Source organism: Enterobacter cloacae complex sp. GF14B (assembly GCF_004136805.1).
GTDB classification, from domain to species: domain Bacteria; phylum Pseudomonadota; class Gammaproteobacteria; order Enterobacterales; family Enterobacteriaceae; genus Enterobacter; species Enterobacter hormaechei_C.
Window position 1 is genome coordinate 1 of record NZ_QFRV01000084.1, and the last position, 16,552, is coordinate 16,552.

Consider the following 16,552-nt stretch of genomic DNA (forward strand, 5'->3'; position numbering starts at 1 on the left):
AAGGCGGCCGTCATACTCCGTTCTTCAAAGGCTACCGTCCACAGTTCTACTTCCGTACAACTGACGTGACCGGTACCATCGAACTGCCAGAAGGCGTAGAGATGGTAATGCCAGGCGACAACATCAAGATGGTTGTGACTCTGATCCACCCAATCGCGATGGACGACGGTCTGCGTTTCGCAATCCGTGAAGGCGGCCGTACCGTTGGCGCGGGCGTTGTTGCTAAAGTTCTCGGCTAATCGCTGATAACATTTGACGCAATGCGCAATAAAAGGGCATCATTTGATGCCCTTTTTGCACGCTTTCACATCAGAACCTGGCTCATCAGTGATTAATTTTGTCATAATCATTGCTGAGACAGGCTCTGCGGAGAGCGTATAATACGAAAAGCGAATAGCATTTCGATTGGTTTGCCTCGCACTCGCGGGGTGAAAATGTTTGTAGAATACTTCTGACAGGTTGGTTTATGAGTGCGAATACCGAAGCTCAAGGGAGCGGGCGCGGCCTGGAAGCGATGAAATGGGTAGTTGTAGCCGTGCTGCTGATTGTGGCGATTGTCGGCAACTATCTTTATCGTGACATGATGCTGCCGCTACGCGCGCTTGCAGTGGTAATTCTGATTGCTGCGGCGGGTGGTGTCGCGCTGTTGACGACGAAAGGCAAAGCGACCGTTGCGTTTGCCCGCGAAGCGCGTACCGAAGTCCGCAAGGTCATTTGGCCGACTCGCCAGGAAACATTGCACACCACGCTGATTGTAGCGGCGGTAACCGCTGTAATGTCACTGATCCTGTGGGGACTGGATGGTATTCTGGTTCGCCTGGTATCCTTTATCACTGGCCTGAGGTTCTGAGATGTCTGAAGCCCCTAAAAAGCGCTGGTACGTCGTTCAGGCGTTTTCCGGTTTTGAAGGCCGCGTAGCTACGTCGCTGCGTGAGCATATCAAATTACACAATATGGAAGAGTTATTTGGCGAAGTTATGGTTCCGACCGAAGAAGTGGTTGAGATCCGTGGCGGCCAACGTCGCAAAAGCGAACGTAAATTCTTCCCGGGTTACGTGCTGGTTCAGATGGTGATGAACGACGCGAGCTGGCACCTGGTGCGCAGCGTACCACGCGTGATGGGCTTTATCGGCGGCACATCTGACCGTCCGGCGCCAATCAGCGACAAAGAAGTTGATGCGATTATGAACCGCCTCCAGCAGGTGGGTGACAAACCGCGTCCGAAAACGCTGTTTGAACCGGGTGAGATGGTTCGTGTTAACGACGGTCCGTTTGCTGACTTTAATGGCGTCGTCGAAGAAGTGGACTACGAGAAGTCCCGCCTGAAAGTTTCCGTTTCTATCTTTGGTCGTGCGACCCCGGTAGAGCTGGACTTTGCTCAGGTAGAAAAAGCCTAAGCAGCGATCAAAAAAGCGACGATTTAATCGTTGCACAGGGCGCGAGATTGGAATACAATTTCGCGCCTTTTGTTTTTATGGGTTCCGACCCGTAAAACGAATTTTATTCACGGGGAGCCTCTCCGAGGCGTTATTACCCAATCAGAGGATTTTAGAATGGCTAAGAAAGTACAAGCCTACGTCAAGCTGCAGGTTGCAGCAGGTATGGCGAACCCAAGTCCACCAGTTGGTCCAGCTCTGGGTCAGCAGGGTGTGAACATCATGGAATTCTGTAAAGCGTTCAACGCCAAAACTGAATCCATGGAGAAAGGTCTGCCAATCCCAGTTGTAATCACTGTTTACGCTGACCGTTCTTTCACTTTCGTTACCAAAACCCCTCCAGCAGCAGTTCTGCTGAAGAAAGCAGCGGGCATCAAGTCTGGTTCCGGTAAGCCGAACAAAGACAAAGTGGGTAAAATTTCCCGCGCTCAGTTGCAGGAAATCGCGCAGACCAAAGCTGCCGACATGACTGGTTCCGACATTGAAGCGATGACTCGCTCCATCGAAGGTACTGCACGTTCCATGGGCCTGGTAGTGGAGGACTAAGAAATGGCTAAACTGACCAAGCGCATGTCCGTGATCCGTGACAAAGTTGATGCGACCAAACAGTACGACATCAACGAAGCTATCGCTCTGCTGAAAGAACTGGCTACCGCTAAGTTCGTTGAAAGCGTTGACGTTGCCGTTAACCTGGGCATCGACGCTCGTAAATCTGATCAGAACGTTCGTGGCGCAACTGTACTGCCACACGGTACTGGCCGTTCCGTACGCGTAGCTGTATTTGCTCAGGGTGCAAACGCTGAAGCTGCTAAAGCTGCCGGCGCTGAACTGGTAGGTATGGAAGATCTGGCTGATCAGATCAAGAAAGGCGAAATGAACTTTGACGTTGTTATTGCTTCTCCAGATGCAATGCGCGTTGTTGGCCAGCTGGGCCAGGTTCTGGGTCCACGCGGCCTGATGCCAAACCCGAAAGTGGGTACTGTAACTCCTAACGTTGCTGAAGCAGTTAAGAACGCTAAAGCAGGTCAGGTTCGTTACCGTAACGACAAAAACGGCATCATCCACACCACCATCGGTAAAGTGGACTTTGACGCTGACAAACTGAAAGAAAACCTGGAAGCTCTGCTGGTTGCGCTGAAAAAAGCAAAACCAACTCAGGCGAAAGGCGTGTACATCAAGAAAGTTAGCATCTCCACCACCATGGGTGCAGGTGTTGCAGTTGACCAGGCTGGCCTGAGCGCTGCTGCAAACTAATGCCTTTACGTGGGCGGTGATTTTGTCTACAATCTTACCCCCACGTTTGCTAACAAAAGTTAGCGGCTAAAAGAATTGTTCGTTGGAGCCTGGCCTATCCAGGCCTCCGTCGAAGACCGCAGGTGTTTCGCAAGAAACTTAATCCCCTGCGTAGACGGTGACAGAACGCTAAGATTATTTTAAATACTCTGGCTTGTTTCTGCTCACCGTATTAAGACGCTCTTCCCGTTGGGTCGAGTGAAGTGAGTTCCGGAACATGAGTTCCGGCAAACATCCAGGAGCAAAGCTAATGGCTTTAAATCTTCAAGACAAACAAGCGATTGTTGCTGAAGTCAGCGAAGTAGCCAAAGGCGCGCTGTCTGCAGTAGTTGCGGATTCCCGTGGCGTTACTGTAGACAAAATGACTGAACTGCGTAAAGCAGGTCGTGAAGCTGGCGTATACATGCGTGTTGTTCGTAACACCCTGCTGCGTCGCGTAGTTGAAGGTACTCAGTTCGAGTGCCTGAAAGACACGTTTGTTGGTCCGACCCTGATTGCATACTCTATGGAACACCCGGGCGCTGCTGCTCGTCTGTTCAAAGAGTTCGCGAAAGCGAATGCAAAATTTGAGGTCAAAGCTGCAGCCTTTGAAGGTGAGTTGATCCCGGCATCGCAAATCGATCGCCTGGCAACCCTGCCGACCTACGAAGAAGCAATTGCACGCCTGATGGCAACCATGAAAGAAGCTGCGGCTGGCAAACTGGTTCGCACTCTGGCTGCTGTACGCGATGCGAAAGAAGCTGCTTAATCGCAGTTATCTTTATAAAGCATTTGCTTACGTATAAACTTATTCTGATTTTCAGGAACAATTTAAATGTCTATCACTAAAGATCAAATCATTGAAGCAGTAGCAGCTATGTCCGTAATGGACGTTGTAGAGCTGGTTTCTGCAATGGAAGAAAAATTCGGTGTTTCTGCTGCTGCTGCTGTAGCTGTAGCTGCGGGCCCGGCTGAAGCTGCTGAAGAAAAAACTGAATTCGACGTAATTCTGAAAGCTGCTGGCGCGAACAAAGTTGCTGTAATCAAAGCAGTACGTGGCGCAACTGGCCTGGGTCTGAAAGAAGCTAAAGACCTGGTAGAATCTGCTCCAGCTGCGCTGAAAGAAGGCGTGAGCAAAGACGACGCAGAAGCACTGAAAAAATCTCTGGAAGAAGCTGGCGCTGAAGTTGAAGTTAAATAAGCCAACTTTTCTGGTTGCAGCCTAAGCAATTAGGCTGATGGCTGGTGACTTTTTAGTCACCAGCCTTTTTGCGCTGTAAGGCATCAGCAGCATTTCACACTGTTTGACTGCTGGTTGTCCTGACAATGCTTGTTTCTATCGACGACTTAATATACTGCGACAGGGTGCTCGCTCTGTGTAAATCGCAATGAAATGGTTTAAGCGTGATAGCAACAGGTATTGCGGAAAGTATTCAATTTTCCGGTCCACAAAATGGTGTTGCACAAACTGTCCCTTCGTCGGACAGATGGGTCGACTTGTCAGCGAGCTGAGGAACCCTATGGTTTACTCCTATACCGAGAAAAAACGTATTCGTAAGGATTTTGGTAAACGTCCACAAGTTCTGGACATTCCATATCTCCTTTCTATCCAGCTTGACTCGTTCCAGAAGTTTATCGAGCAAGATCCTGAAGGGCAGTACGGCCTGGAAGCAGCCTTCCGTTCCGTGTTCCCGATTCAGAGCTACAGCGGTAATTCCGAGCTGCAGTACGTCAGCTACCGCCTTGGCGAACCGGTGTTTGACGTTCAGGAATGTCAGATCCGTGGCGTGACCTATTCCGCACCGCTGCGCGTAAAACTGCGTCTGGTGATCTACGAGCGCGAAGCGCCGGAAGGCACCGTAAAAGACATTAAAGAACAAGAAGTCTACATGGGTGAAATTCCACTCATGACGGACAACGGTACTTTCGTTATCAACGGTACTGAGCGTGTTATCGTTTCCCAGCTGCACCGTAGCCCGGGCGTCTTCTTCGACAGCGATAAAGGTAAAACGCACTCTTCCGGTAAAGTACTGTATAACGCACGCATCATTCCTTACCGTGGTTCATGGCTGGACTTCGAATTCGATCCAAAAGACAACCTGTTTGTCCGTATCGACCGTCGTCGTAAGCTGCCTGCAACCATCATTCTGCGTGCACTGAACTATACCACTGAGCAGATCCTGGACCTGTTCTTTGAGAAAGTGATCTTTGAAATCCGCGACAACAAGTTGCAGATGGAGTTGGTGCCGGAACGTCTGCGTGGTGAGACCGCGTCGTTCGACATCGAAGCCGACGGCAAAGTGTATGTGGAAAAAGGTCGCCGTATCACCGCGCGCCACATCCGCCAGCTGGAAAAAGATGATATCAAACACATCGAAGTTCCGGTTGAATACATTGCAGGAAAAGTAGCCGCGAAAGATTACGTTGATGAATCAACTGGCGAGCTGATCTGCCCGGCGAACATGGAGCTGAGCCTGGATCTGCTGGCTAAGCTGAGCCAGGCTGGCCACAAACGTATCGAAACGCTGTTCACCAACGATCTGGACCACGGTCCGTACATCTCTGAGACTGTACGCGTCGACCCAACCAACGATCGTCTGAGCGCGCTGGTCGAAATCTACCGCATGATGCGTCCTGGTGAGCCACCAACTCGCGAAGCGGCTGAAAGCCTGTTCGAGAACCTGTTCTTCTCCGAAGACCGCTACGATCTGTCCGCGGTTGGTCGTATGAAGTTCAACCGTTCTCTGCTGCGCGACGAAATCGAAGGTTCCGGTATCCTGAGCAAAGACGACATCATTGAAGTGATGAAGAAGCTCATCGATATCCGTAACGGTAAAGGCGAAGTGGACGATATCGACCACCTCGGCAACCGTCGTATCCGTTCCGTAGGCGAAATGGCGGAAAACCAGTTCCGCGTTGGCCTGGTACGTGTAGAGCGTGCGGTGAAAGAGCGTCTGTCTCTGGGCGATCTGGATACCCTGATGCCTCAGGATATGATCAACGCCAAGCCGATTTCTGCGGCAGTGAAAGAGTTCTTCGGTTCCAGCCAGCTGTCTCAGTTCATGGACCAGAACAACCCGCTGTCTGAGATCACGCACAAACGTCGTATCTCCGCACTCGGCCCAGGCGGTCTGACCCGTGAGCGTGCAGGCTTCGAAGTTCGAGACGTACACCCGACCCACTACGGTCGCGTATGTCCAATCGAAACGCCTGAAGGTCCAAACATCGGTCTGATCAACTCCCTGTCCGTGTACGCACAGACGAACGAATACGGTTTCCTCGAGACCCCGTATCGTAAAGTGACCGACGGTGTTGTTACTGACGAAATTCATTACCTGTCTGCTATCGAAGAAGGCAACTACGTTATCGCTCAGGCGAACTCCAACCTGGATGACGAAGGCCACTTTGTAGAAGATCTGGTTACCTGCCGTAGCAAAGGCGAATCCAGCTTGTTCAGCCGCGACCAGGTTGACTACATGGACGTATCCACTCAGCAGGTGGTATCCGTCGGTGCGTCCCTGATCCCGTTCCTGGAACACGATGACGCCAACCGTGCATTGATGGGTGCGAACATGCAACGTCAGGCCGTTCCAACTCTGCGTGCTGACAAGCCGCTGGTTGGTACCGGTATGGAACGTGCTGTTGCCGTTGACTCCGGTGTTACAGCAGTTGCTAAGCGTGGCGGTACCGTTCAGTACGTTGACGCATCCCGTATCGTTATCAAAGTTAACGAAGACGAGATGTATCCGGGCGAAGCGGGTATCGACATCTACAACCTGACCAAATACACCCGCTCTAACCAGAACACCTGTATCAACCAGATGCCATGTGTGTCTCTGGGTGAGCCAGTTGAGCGCGGCGACGTGCTGGCAGACGGTCCGTCCACCGACCTCGGTGAACTGGCGCTCGGTCAGAACATGCGCGTAGCGTTCATGCCGTGGAACGGTTACAACTTCGAAGACTCCATCCTCGTCTCCGAGCGTGTGGTTCAGGAAGATCGTTTCACCACCATCCACATTCAGGAACTGGCATGTGTGTCCCGTGACACCAAGCTGGGGCCAGAAGAGATCACTGCCGACATCCCTAACGTGGGTGAAGCTGCGCTCTCCAAACTGGATGAATCCGGTATTGTTTACATCGGTGCGGAAGTCACCGGCGGTGATATTCTGGTAGGTAAGGTGACGCCGAAAGGTGAAACCCAGCTGACGCCAGAAGAGAAACTGCTGCGTGCTATCTTCGGTGAGAAAGCGTCTGACGTTAAAGACTCTTCTCTGCGCGTACCAAACGGTGTTTCCGGTACGGTTATCGACGTTCAGGTCTTCACTCGTGATGGCGTTGAGAAAGATAAGCGTGCGCTGGAAATCGAAGAGATGCAGCTCAAACAGGCTAAGAAAGACCTGTCTGAAGAACTGCAAATCCTCGAAGCAGGTCTGTTCAGCCGTATCTATGCGGTGCTGGTTGCCGGTGGCGTTGAAGCTGAGAAGCTCGACAAACTGCCACGCGATCGCTGGCTGGAACTGGGCCTGACCGACGAAGAGAAACAGAATCAGCTGGAACAACTGGCTGAGCAGTATGACGAACTGAAACACGAGTTCGAGAAAAAACTCGAAGCGAAACGCCGTAAAATCACTCAGGGCGACGATCTGGCACCAGGCGTGCTGAAGATTGTTAAGGTGTATCTGGCTGTTAAACGTCAGATCCAGCCTGGTGATAAGATGGCAGGTCGTCACGGTAACAAGGGTGTTATCTCTAAGATCAACCCGATCGAAGATATGCCGCACGATGCTAACGGTACGCCGGTAGATATCGTACTGAACCCACTGGGCGTACCGTCTCGTATGAACATCGGTCAGATTCTGGAAACCCACCTGGGTATGGCTGCGAAAGGTATCGGCGATAAGATCAACGCCATGCTGAAACAGCAGCAGGAAGTCGCGAAACTGCGCGAGTTCATCCAGCGTGCCTATGATCTGGGTACCGACGTTCGTCAGAAAGTCGACCTGAACACCTTCAGCGATGAAGAAGTGCTGCGTCTGGCAGAGAACCTGCGCAAAGGTATGCCAATTGCAACGCCGGTATTCGACGGTGCAAAAGAAGCTGAAATCAAAGAGCTGCTGCAACTGGGTGGTCTGCCAACGTCTGGTCAGATTACGCTGTTTGACGGCCGTACCGGTGAACAGTTCGAGCGTCCGGTAACCGTAGGTTACATGTACATGCTGAAACTGAACCACCTGGTCGACGACAAGATGCACGCTCGTTCTACCGGTTCTTACAGCCTGGTTACTCAGCAGCCGCTGGGTGGTAAGGCTCAGTTCGGTGGTCAGCGCTTCGGGGAGATGGAAGTGTGGGCGCTGGAAGCATACGGCGCAGCATACACCTTGCAGGAAATGCTCACCGTTAAGTCTGATGACGTGAACGGTCGTACTAAGATGTATAAGAACATCGTAGACGGCAACCATCAGATGGAACCGGGCATGCCAGAATCCTTCAACGTACTGTTGAAAGAGATTCGTTCGCTGGGTATCAACATCGAACTGGAAGACGAGTAATTCTCGCTCAAACAGGTCACTGCTGTCGGGTTAACGCCCGACAGCAGAGTGTGCTAACTCCGACGGGAGCAAATCCGTGAAAGACTTATTAAAGTTTCTGAAAGCGCAAACTAAAACCGAAGAGTTTGATGCGATCAAAATTGCTCTGGCTTCGCCAGACATGATCCGTTCATGGTCTTTCGGTGAAGTTAAAAAGCCGGAAACCATTAACTACCGTACGTTCAAACCTGAGCGTGACGGCCTTTTCTGTGCGCGTATTTTCGGGCCAGTAAAAGATTACGAGTGCCTGTGCGGTAAGTACAAGCGCCTGAAACACCGTGGTGTGATCTGTGAGAAGTGTGGCGTTGAAGTGACCCAGACCAAAGTACGCCGTGAGCGTATGGGCCACATCGAGCTGGCGTCTCCAACCGCTCACATCTGGTTCCTGAAATCTCTGCCGTCCCGTATCGGCCTGCTGCTGGATATGCCGCTGCGCGATATCGAACGTGTTCTGTACTTCGAATCTTATGTGGTTATCGAAGGCGGGATGACCAATCTGGAACGTAACCAGATCCTGACCGAAGAACAGTATCTGGACGCGCTGGAAGAGTTCGGTGACGAATTCGACGCGAAGATGGGTGCGGAAGCTATCCAGGCCCTGCTGAAGAGCATGGATCTGGAGCAAGAGTGTGAAACTCTGCGCGAAGAGCTGAACGAAACCAACTCCGAAACCAAGCGTAAAAAGCTGACCAAGCGTATCAAACTGCTGGAAGCGTTCGTTCAGTCTGGTAACAAACCAGAGTGGATGATCCTGACCGTTCTGCCGGTTCTGCCGCCAGATCTGCGTCCGCTGGTTCCGCTGGATGGCGGTCGTTTCGCAACGTCGGATCTGAACGATCTGTACCGTCGCGTGATCAACCGTAACAACCGTCTGAAACGTCTGCTGGATCTGGCTGCGCCGGACATCATCGTACGCAACGAAAAACGTATGCTTCAGGAAGCAGTCGATGCCCTGTTGGATAACGGTCGTCGTGGTCGTGCGATCACCGGTTCTAACAAACGTCCTCTGAAATCTTTGGCCGACATGATCAAAGGTAAGCAGGGTCGTTTCCGTCAGAACCTGCTCGGTAAGCGTGTTGACTACTCCGGTCGTTCTGTAATCACCGTAGGTCCATACCTGCGTCTGCATCAGTGCGGTCTGCCGAAGAAAATGGCACTGGAGCTGTTCAAACCGTTCATCTACGGCAAGCTGGAACTGCGTGGCCTCGCCACCACCATCAAAGCCGCGAAGAAAATGGTTGAGCGTGAAGAAGCTGTCGTTTGGGATATCCTGGACGAAGTGATCCGCGAACACCCGGTACTGCTGAACCGTGCACCAACTCTGCACCGTCTGGGTATCCAGGCCTTTGAGCCAGTCCTGATCGAAGGTAAAGCGATCCAGCTGCACCCGCTGGTTTGTGCGGCCTATAACGCCGACTTCGATGGTGACCAGATGGCTGTTCACGTACCGCTGACGCTGGAAGCCCAGCTCGAAGCGCGTGCGCTGATGATGTCTACCAACAACATCCTGTCTCCAGCGAACGGTGAACCTATCATCGTTCCTTCTCAGGACGTTGTACTGGGTCTGTACTACATGACCCGTGACTGTGTTAACGCCAAAGGCGAAGGCATGGTGCTGACTGGCCCTAAAGAAGCTGAGCGTATTTATCGCGCTGGCCTGGCCTCTCTGCATGCGCGCGTTAAAGTGCGTATCACCGAATACGAAAAAGATGAAAACGGCGAATTCGTTGCGCACACCAGCCTGAAAGACACGACCGTTGGCCGTGCCATTCTGTGGATGATCGTACCGAAAGGTCTGCCTTTCTCCATCGTCAACCAGGCGCTGGGCAAGAAAGCGATCTCCAAAATGCTGAACACCTGTTACCGCATTCTGGGTCTGAAGCCGACCGTTATCTTCGCTGACCAGACAATGTACACCGGCTTTGCTTATGCAGCGCGTTCAGGTGCATCTGTTGGTATCGATGACATGGTCATCCCAGAGAAGAAACACGAGATCATCTCTGAAGCGGAAGCTGAAGTTGCTGAGATCCAGGAGCAGTTCCAGTCTGGTCTGGTAACCGCAGGCGAACGTTACAACAAAGTTATCGATATCTGGGCTGCGGCGAACGATCGTGTATCCAAAGCGATGATGGATAACCTGCAAACCGAAACCGTGATTAACCGTGACGGCGTAGAAGAGCAGCAGGTCTCCTTCAACAGCATCTACATGATGGCCGACTCCGGTGCGCGTGGTTCTGCGGCACAGATTCGTCAGCTGGCAGGTATGCGTGGTCTGATGGCGAAGCCAGATGGCTCCATCATCGAAACGCCAATCACCGCGAACTTCCGTGAAGGTCTGAACGTACTCCAGTACTTCATCTCCACGCACGGTGCGCGTAAAGGTCTGGCGGATACCGCACTTAAAACGGCGAACTCCGGTTATCTGACGCGTCGTCTGGTTGACGTTGCGCAGGATCTTGTCGTCACCGAAGACGATTGTGGCACCCTCGAAGGTATCACCATGACCCCTGTTATCGAGGGTGGTGATGTTAAAGAGCCGCTGCGCGATCGCGTACTGGGTCGTGTGACCGCGGAAGACATTCTGAAGCCGGGCACCGCAGACATTCTGGTTCCACGCAACACCCTGCTGCACGAACAGTGGTGTGACCTGCTGGAAGCGAACTCTGTTGACTCCGTGAAAGTGCGTTCCGTTGTATCCTGTGACACCGACTTTGGTGTGTGTGCGCACTGCTACGGTCGTGACCTGGCGCGTGGCCACATCATCAACAAAGGTGAGGCTATCGGCGTTATCGCGGCACAGTCCATCGGTGAGCCGGGTACACAGCTGACGATGCGTACGTTCCACATCGGTGGTGCGGCATCTCGTGCGGCTGCTGAATCCAGCATCCAGGTGAAAAACAAAGGTAGCATCAAGCTCAGCAACGCGAAGTCGGTTGTGAACTCCAGCGGTAAACTGGTTATCACTTCCCGTAACACCGAGCTGAAGCTGATCGACGAATTTGGTCGTACCAAAGAGAGCTATAAAGTGCCTTACGGTGCGGTTATGGCGAAAGGTGATGGCGAGCAGGTTGCTGGCGGTGAAACCGTTGCAAACTGGGATCCACACACCATGCCGGTAATCACCGAAGTAAGTGGTTTCATCCGCTTTACTGACATGATCGACGGCCAGACCATTACTCGTCAGACCGACGAGCTGACCGGTCTGTCTTCTCTGGTGGTTCTGGATTCTGCTGAACGTACTACCGGTGGTAAAGATCTGCGTCCTGCACTGAAAATCGTTGATGCGCAGGGTAACGACGTTCTGATTCCTGGTACCGATATGCCTGCGCAGTACTTCCTGCCGGGTAAAGCGATTGTACAGCTGGAAGATGGCGTACAGATCAGCTCTGGTGATACCCTGGCGCGTATTCCTCAGGAATCCGGCGGTACCAAGGACATCACCGGTGGTCTGCCACGCGTTGCGGACCTGTTCGAAGCACGTCGTCCGAAAGAGCCTGCAATCCTGGCTGAAATCAGCGGTATCATCTCCTTCGGTAAAGAGACCAAAGGTAAGCGCCGTCTGGTTATCACGCCTGTAGATGGCAGCGAGCCGTACGAAGAGATGATTCCTAAGTGGCGTCAGCTCAACGTGTTCGAAGGTGAACGCGTAGAACGTGGTGACGTGGTTTCCGACGGTCCAGAAGCGCCGCACGACATCCTGCGTCTGCGTGGTGTGCATGCTGTTACCCGTTACATTGTTAACGAAGTACAGGACGTATACCGTCTGCAAGGCGTTAAGATTAACGATAAACACATTGAAGTTATCGTTCGTCAGATGCTGCGTAAAGCGACCATCGAAAACGCGGGCAGCTCCGACTTCCTGGAAGGCGAGCAGGTTGAATACTCACGCGTTAAGATCGCTAACCGCGATCTGGAAGCGAACGGCAAAATTGGCGCGACCTTCTCGCGCGATCTGCTGGGTATTACCAAAGCGTCTCTGGCAACCGAGTCCTTCATCTCTGCTGCATCGTTCCAGGAAACCACGCGTGTCCTGACCGAAGCGGCTGTTGCAGGTAAACGTGATGAACTGCGCGGTCTGAAAGAGAACGTTATCGTGGGTCGTCTGATCCCGGCCGGTACCGGTTATGCGTACCACCAGGATCGTATGCGTCGTCGCGCAGCGGGCGAACTGCCAGCTGCACCGCAGGTGACTGCCGAAGATGCATCCGCGAGCCTGGCAGAACTGCTGAACGCAGGTCTGGGCGGTTCCGACAACGAGTAATCGTTGATGCCGTAAATAAAAAACCCGCCTCGGCGGGTTTTTTTATATCTGCATTTTCAGTTTACCAGCGGGATGCGTCGATAAAGCTCAATCATGTCGCCCGCCAGATCCTGAATAACCATCGCGTTCATCAGGTGGTCCTGAGAGTGAACGGTGATCAGGTTAACCGGCAGTTTTCCTGTCCCTTCGTCAAGACCGATCAGCTGCGTCTGGATCGTATGCGCATGTTTCACATATTCACGCGACTCTTCCATCGCTTTCTCGGCTTCGTCAAAGTCGCCTTTTCGCGCCATCTGCAACGCCGTCAGGGCCGCACTGCGCGCCGCGCCTGCGTTGACCAGCAGTTCCATGATCGTGGTTTCTAAGTCTTCCATTATGACTCCAGAAGTTTGAGCGCTTTTTCCAGTACGGCATCACCTTTCATCATGCCGTAATCCATCATGTCGATGACCGCGACCTTTTTTCCGAGCGGATCGGCCTGCGCCTGGAGTTTTGCCTGTTCGTATTTGACCTGTGGCCCCAGTAATACGATATCAGCCGTCGCGATGTTATCTTTGAACTCCGCGACCGGAACGGCTTTAATGGTTACTTCGACTCCTTTTTTCTGCGCGGCATCTTTCATACGTTGAACCAGCATGCTGGTTGACATTCCCGCTGCACAGCATAAAACGATGTTCTTCATAGTCAGCCTCGATCTACATGTGTTTATTGATAATTATCCCGTGCAGACTGCTTCAACAACCGCTTTACCACGATTGTGTGTCAGGCATCACAAAGAAATCGGCATTTTTCTGAAACCGGTTACAATTTTACCGCGGAGAGCATTCTGCCCGTCAGATCGGGCAGAATTTGAGGAAGGGTATTATCGGCTGGCCGTGCTTACGATGCGGTTTTTACCCTGTTGTTTAGCGGTATACAGCGCTTCATCTACGCTACCGATAAATTGTTCCAGCGGTTCGAAGTGCCACTCTCCCGTCCCGGCGCTGAAGGTCACTCGCAGGTTCTCTTCCCGCCAGGTCCGCTTTTCAACGGCGGTGCGCCAGGCTTCCAGTAGCGCGTGCGCGGAGTTCATCAGCTCGGCCGGGAAGATCACGCCGAACTCTTCTCCACCGTAGCGGTAAACGGAAACGTGGTGCGGCTGCATGATCTGAATACCTTCGCGTGCCACGTTGCGCAGCACAATATCCCCGCTCAGGTGGCCCCAGGTGTCGTTAATAGATTTGAAGTTATCGATATCGACCAGCGCCAGAACGAAGGGTTGATGAGCGGTCAGCAGCTCATCCACATCGTTGTCGAACGCACGGCGGTTCTTGCAGCCTGTCAGCGCATCATGGGTGGCCTGTCGGACATAGGCCAGCTCGCGTTCTTTATTGGTTCGAATGGTATGGCTGAGCATCGCCTCAAGACGTGGCGCCTGATTGACGTCTCCGGTTTTGATGGCATTGATAATGTTCATCAGCACAGAACGCGAGGCATGACGAAGGTAAAGCCCGAACAGAATGATGATGATTGCCGCCAGCGCAAATCCCCAGCCGACGACGGTGGTTTCATGCCGGGTGATGACGGTAAGCGTGGCATCGGAGACCCGATAAATCACAAACCAGTCCGGATTGGTGAAAGAGTAGTAGTAATACCAGGTTTTACTTTTGGGGTCGAAAAGATGGCCCTCGCCGCTGGTCATTTTGTCCATCAGCGCTTCGCTTACGTACTGCTTAAAGAGCGCCCCCGTGTCCGGATGCAGCACAACAGCGCCGTCACGCTCCACAACAAAAAACTCACCCTGAACCGGCGCCACCATCTGGCGCAGGGTATACCCCATGGACGTTAAATCAAGATGGAAAGCGAGCGTGCCCTTCAGGCGGCCTTCCGGTGAAATGACCGGCTTATAGAGAGTGACCGTAGGATGTTGGGTAAAATAGTCCAGATAGGGGCGGGTGTAGTGAGGAAAGTTGCTGGCTTCCGCTTGTCCGATAAACCATGGACGGGTCCGGGCGTCGAACGACTTACCCTTCTCCGTTGGCAGCACTTCCGGCGCGCGCAGATGGCGCCCTACTGTGTCCGCCAGAGAGATAGACGACACCGTCGGCATCAGGTTCTGCAAATGCATCAACATCTGCAAACCGTGTGTCGGGTCGATATTAATTGTCTGATTTACTCTGTCGTTACGGGCGAAGTACATCGCAGCACGACCAAGAATATAGTCATTTTCTCGCAGGATGGATTCGGTATAGTTTACCGCCAGATTATGGGTGAAGTTACCATTAATCTTATGATAATCCTCAAGAAAATCCTTTCTCTGTGAAAGGATAACCAGGATGGCGATCAGCGCAAAACTGAGCAGGATCCCCGCGAAGCTGACCATAATTGGCCGCGTAAAAGAGAGCTTTTTACTGTGGAGTGCCATGAGTTGTACATCAATCCAGATGGTAGACGCGTTGCGTCTGTCGATACCCTCAGCATAGTCGCTGTCCGGTTGCTGGTAGTAAATTATACAGAAGGCGATTACCGACGAGATGATTTATCTTAAGCGTAGATAAGAAACGACGTATTTATTGTATCGATTAAAATTTTGTTTAAGAGGCGGAGGGCAGGGCGAAACGAGGAAGAAGCATTTTCACCCTGGTCAGCGTCCGTTGCTGACGTGGTAAAGAATAAGAAAACCAGGCAGATCGCCTCAATCGCCCGGTTTTGATCTTACGAGCCGCCTCGTAACCTTTTCGCGTTTTTGCAGTCGGTTTCAGCGCAAATGCGAGGCTCTTCCCAGCCAGCTATCCCAGTCTTTCCACACGGGCTGTAGCCCCTGTGCAGTCAGGGCTTCCGCCACCGCTTCGGGCCGTCGTCCGTCGTGCGGTGCAAACTGTTCCAGTTCCGGGTGATCGTCCGCGTAACCGCCCGGCTGCGTTTTGGAAAAGGCGCTAACGTTATTGATCGCCAGCGGGATCGCGCGGTCGCGAAACGCGGGTGATTCACGCGTGGAGAGCGACAATTCCACTTCCGGCGCGAACAGGCGAAATGCACACAGGGTTTGCACCAGCTGGCGCTCATCCATCAGCGAAGCGGGTTCAACGCCTCCCGTACACGGACGCAGCCGCGGGAAAGAGATGGAATAGCGGCTTTGCCAGTAGCGCTGCTGTAGCCACAGCAGATGCTCCGCCACCATATAGCAGTCCACCCGCCAGCTGTCGGACAGACCGATAAGCGCGCCCAGCCCAATTTTATCGATACCGGCGCGCCCCAGCCTGTCCGGCGTTTCCAGCCGGAAGATGAAATCCTGCTTCTTCCCTTTCAGGTGATGCCGGGCATAGGTCGCCTCGTGGTAGGTTTCCTGATAGACCATGACGCCGTCCAGCCCGAGCGTTTTCAGCTCCGCATATTCCTCCTGCGACAAAGGCTGCACTTCCATTTGCAACGAGGCAAATTCGCGGCGGATGGCCGGAAGATGCTGGCGAAAATAGTCCATCCCCACTTTGCCCTGATGTTCACCCGTCACCAGCAGGAGATGTTCAAAACCCATCTCACGAATAGCCGCACACTCGCGGGCGATCTCATGCTCATCCAGCGTTTTACGCTTAATACGGTTGCTCATGGAGAAACCACAGTAGGTGCAGTCGTTGGCGCACAGGTTAGAAAGATAGAGCGGCACGTAAAAGCTCACCGTGTTGCCAAAACGCTGGCGGGTGAGGCGTTGCGCGCGCTGCGCCATCGGTTCAAGGTACGCGCCGGCTGCCGGAGAAAGCAGCGCCATCAAATCCTCGCGGGTCAAATGTTTGGCTGTTAATGCCCGCTCTACGTCCGCAGAGGTTTTACTGTTGATGCGTAAGGCAATATCGTCCCAGTTCAGCTGACGCCAGCGATCGGTAAAGGTAGCCATCAGAGCGCCTCCAGAAAATCGGTCAGCGGGCTGGTGGCCTGCGCCTGAACGCAGCGCGAGCCAGGGCCGGACTGGCGTGCCAGCAGACCGGACTCCACGGCAAGGCGGAACGCACGCGCCATCA

Annotated in this window: 12 protein-coding genes and 2 pseudogenes; 9 read left to right on the forward strand and 5 right to left on the reverse strand. The window is 52.9% G+C overall.

The window, feature by feature from the left end:
• The 9 genes and pseudogenes from tuf to rpoC form a co-directional block, all read left to right on the forward strand.
• Positions 1 to 239, forward strand: a pseudogene (gene tuf / locus DD606_RS20625) (elongation factor Tu); the annotation flags it as partial.
• Between the two features lie 227 nt (positions 240 to 466).
• Positions 467 to 850 carry a preprotein translocase subunit SecE gene (gene secE, locus DD606_RS20630; protein ID WP_003862342.1) on the forward strand — a complete coding sequence of 128 codons (384 nt, stop codon included), beginning with the start codon at positions 467 to 469 and terminating at the stop codon, positions 848 to 850.
• Between the two features lies 1 nt (position 851).
• Positions 852 to 1,397, forward strand: a complete 546-nt coding sequence (gene nusG / locus DD606_RS20635; RefSeq protein WP_003862341.1) for a transcription termination/antitermination protein NusG — start codon at positions 852 to 854, stop codon at positions 1,395 to 1,397.
• A gap of 156 nt (positions 1,398 to 1,553) precedes the next feature.
• On the forward strand, positions 1,554 to 1,982 hold the full coding sequence (gene rplK / locus DD606_RS20640) for a 50S ribosomal protein L11 (RefSeq protein WP_003862340.1): 429 nt from the start codon (positions 1,554 to 1,556) through the stop codon (positions 1,980 to 1,982).
• Between the two features lie 3 nt (positions 1,983 to 1,985).
• Entirely contained in the window at positions 1,986 to 2,690 is a 705-nt protein-coding gene (gene rplA / locus DD606_RS20645; protein ID WP_006810530.1) for a 50S ribosomal protein L1, read from the forward strand.
• A 289-nt stretch (positions 2,691 to 2,979) separates the two neighbouring features.
• Positions 2,980 to 3,477, forward strand: coding sequence for a 50S ribosomal protein L10 (gene rplJ, locus DD606_RS20650; RefSeq protein ID WP_003862338.1), 498 nt, complete (start codon positions 2,980 to 2,982; stop codon positions 3,475 to 3,477).
• A 66-nt stretch (positions 3,478 to 3,543) separates the two neighbouring features.
• Positions 3,544 to 3,909, forward strand: coding sequence for a 50S ribosomal protein L7/L12 (rplL, locus tag DD606_RS20655; RefSeq protein WP_002445276.1), 366 nt, complete (start codon positions 3,544 to 3,546; stop codon positions 3,907 to 3,909).
• Between the two features lie 319 nt (positions 3,910 to 4,228).
• Complete coding sequence (gene rpoB, locus DD606_RS20660; RefSeq protein ID WP_008503453.1) at positions 4,229 to 8,257, forward strand: DNA-directed RNA polymerase subunit beta; 4,029 nt, start codon at positions 4,229 to 4,231, stop codon at positions 8,255 to 8,257.
• A gap of 76 nt (positions 8,258 to 8,333) precedes the next feature.
• Entirely contained in the window at positions 8,334 to 12,557 is a 4,224-nt protein-coding gene (gene rpoC, locus DD606_RS20665) for a DNA-directed RNA polymerase subunit beta' (protein WP_022650200.1), read from the forward strand.
• Positions 12,558 to 12,613: 56 nt separating this feature from the next.
• Here rpoC and DD606_RS20670 read toward each other — a convergent pair whose 3' ends face one another.
• The 5 genes and pseudogenes from DD606_RS20670 to DD606_RS20690 all read right to left on the reverse strand — a co-directional run.
• Positions 12,614 to 12,931 carry a PTS lactose/cellobiose transporter subunit IIA gene (locus tag DD606_RS20670; protein ID WP_003862327.1) on the reverse strand — a complete coding sequence of 106 codons (318 nt, stop codon included), beginning with the start codon at positions 12,929 to 12,931 and terminating at the stop codon, positions 12,614 to 12,616.
• Complete coding sequence (locus DD606_RS20675) at positions 12,931 to 13,239, reverse strand: PTS sugar transporter subunit IIB (RefSeq protein ID WP_010425948.1); 309 nt, start codon at positions 13,237 to 13,239, stop codon at positions 12,931 to 12,933. The genes DD606_RS20670 and DD606_RS20675 overlap by 1 nt, the downstream gene beginning before the upstream one ends.
• A gap of 180 nt (positions 13,240 to 13,419) precedes the next feature.
• On the reverse strand, positions 13,420 to 14,961 hold the full coding sequence (locus DD606_RS20680; RefSeq protein WP_058658556.1) for a sensor domain-containing diguanylate cyclase: 1,542 nt from the start codon (positions 14,959 to 14,961) through the stop codon (positions 13,420 to 13,422).
• Positions 14,962 to 15,294: 333 nt separating this feature from the next.
• On the reverse strand, positions 15,295 to 16,428 hold the full coding sequence (gene thiH / locus DD606_RS20685; RefSeq protein ID WP_045351145.1) for a 2-iminoacetate synthase ThiH: 1,134 nt from the start codon (positions 16,426 to 16,428) through the stop codon (positions 15,295 to 15,297).
• A pseudogene (locus DD606_RS20690) lies at positions 16,428 to 16,552 on the reverse strand (thiazole synthase); the annotation flags it as partial. The pseudogene DD606_RS20690 and the gene thiH, both read right to left, overlap by 1 nt.

Bases quoted from the DNA above. Each gene is read 5' to 3' on its own strand.
- DD606_RS20670 (WP_003862327.1), bottom strand. From the start codon at position 12,931: ATGGAAGACTTAGAAACCACGATCATGGAACTGCTGGTCAACGCAGGC.
- rpoB (WP_008503453.1), top strand. From the start codon at position 4,229: ATGGTTTACTCCTATACCGAGAAAAAACGTATTCGTAAGGATTTTGGT.
- secE (WP_003862342.1), top strand. From the start codon at position 467: ATGAGTGCGAATACCGAAGCTCAAGGGAGCGGGCGCGGCCTGGAAGCG.
- rplA (WP_006810530.1), top strand. From the start codon at position 1,986: ATGGCTAAACTGACCAAGCGCATGTCCGTGATCCGTGACAAAGTTGAT.
- rplL (WP_002445276.1), top strand. From the start codon at position 3,544: ATGTCTATCACTAAAGATCAAATCATTGAAGCAGTAGCAGCTATGTCC.
- DD606_RS20675 (WP_010425948.1), bottom strand. From the start codon at position 13,239: ATGAAGAACATCGTTTTATGCTGTGCAGCGGGAATGTCAACCAGCATG.
- thiH (WP_045351145.1), bottom strand. From the start codon at position 16,428: ATGGCTACCTTTACCGATCGCTGGCGTCAGCTGAACTGGGACGATATT.
- DD606_RS20680 (WP_058658556.1), bottom strand. From the start codon at position 14,961: ATGGCACTCCACAGTAAAAAGCTCTCTTTTACGCGGCCAATTATGGTC.
- rplK (WP_003862340.1), top strand. From the start codon at position 1,554: ATGGCTAAGAAAGTACAAGCCTACGTCAAGCTGCAGGTTGCAGCAGGT.
- nusG (WP_003862341.1), top strand. From the start codon at position 852: ATGTCTGAAGCCCCTAAAAAGCGCTGGTACGTCGTTCAGGCGTTTTCC.
- rplJ (WP_003862338.1), top strand. From the start codon at position 2,980: ATGGCTTTAAATCTTCAAGACAAACAAGCGATTGTTGCTGAAGTCAGC.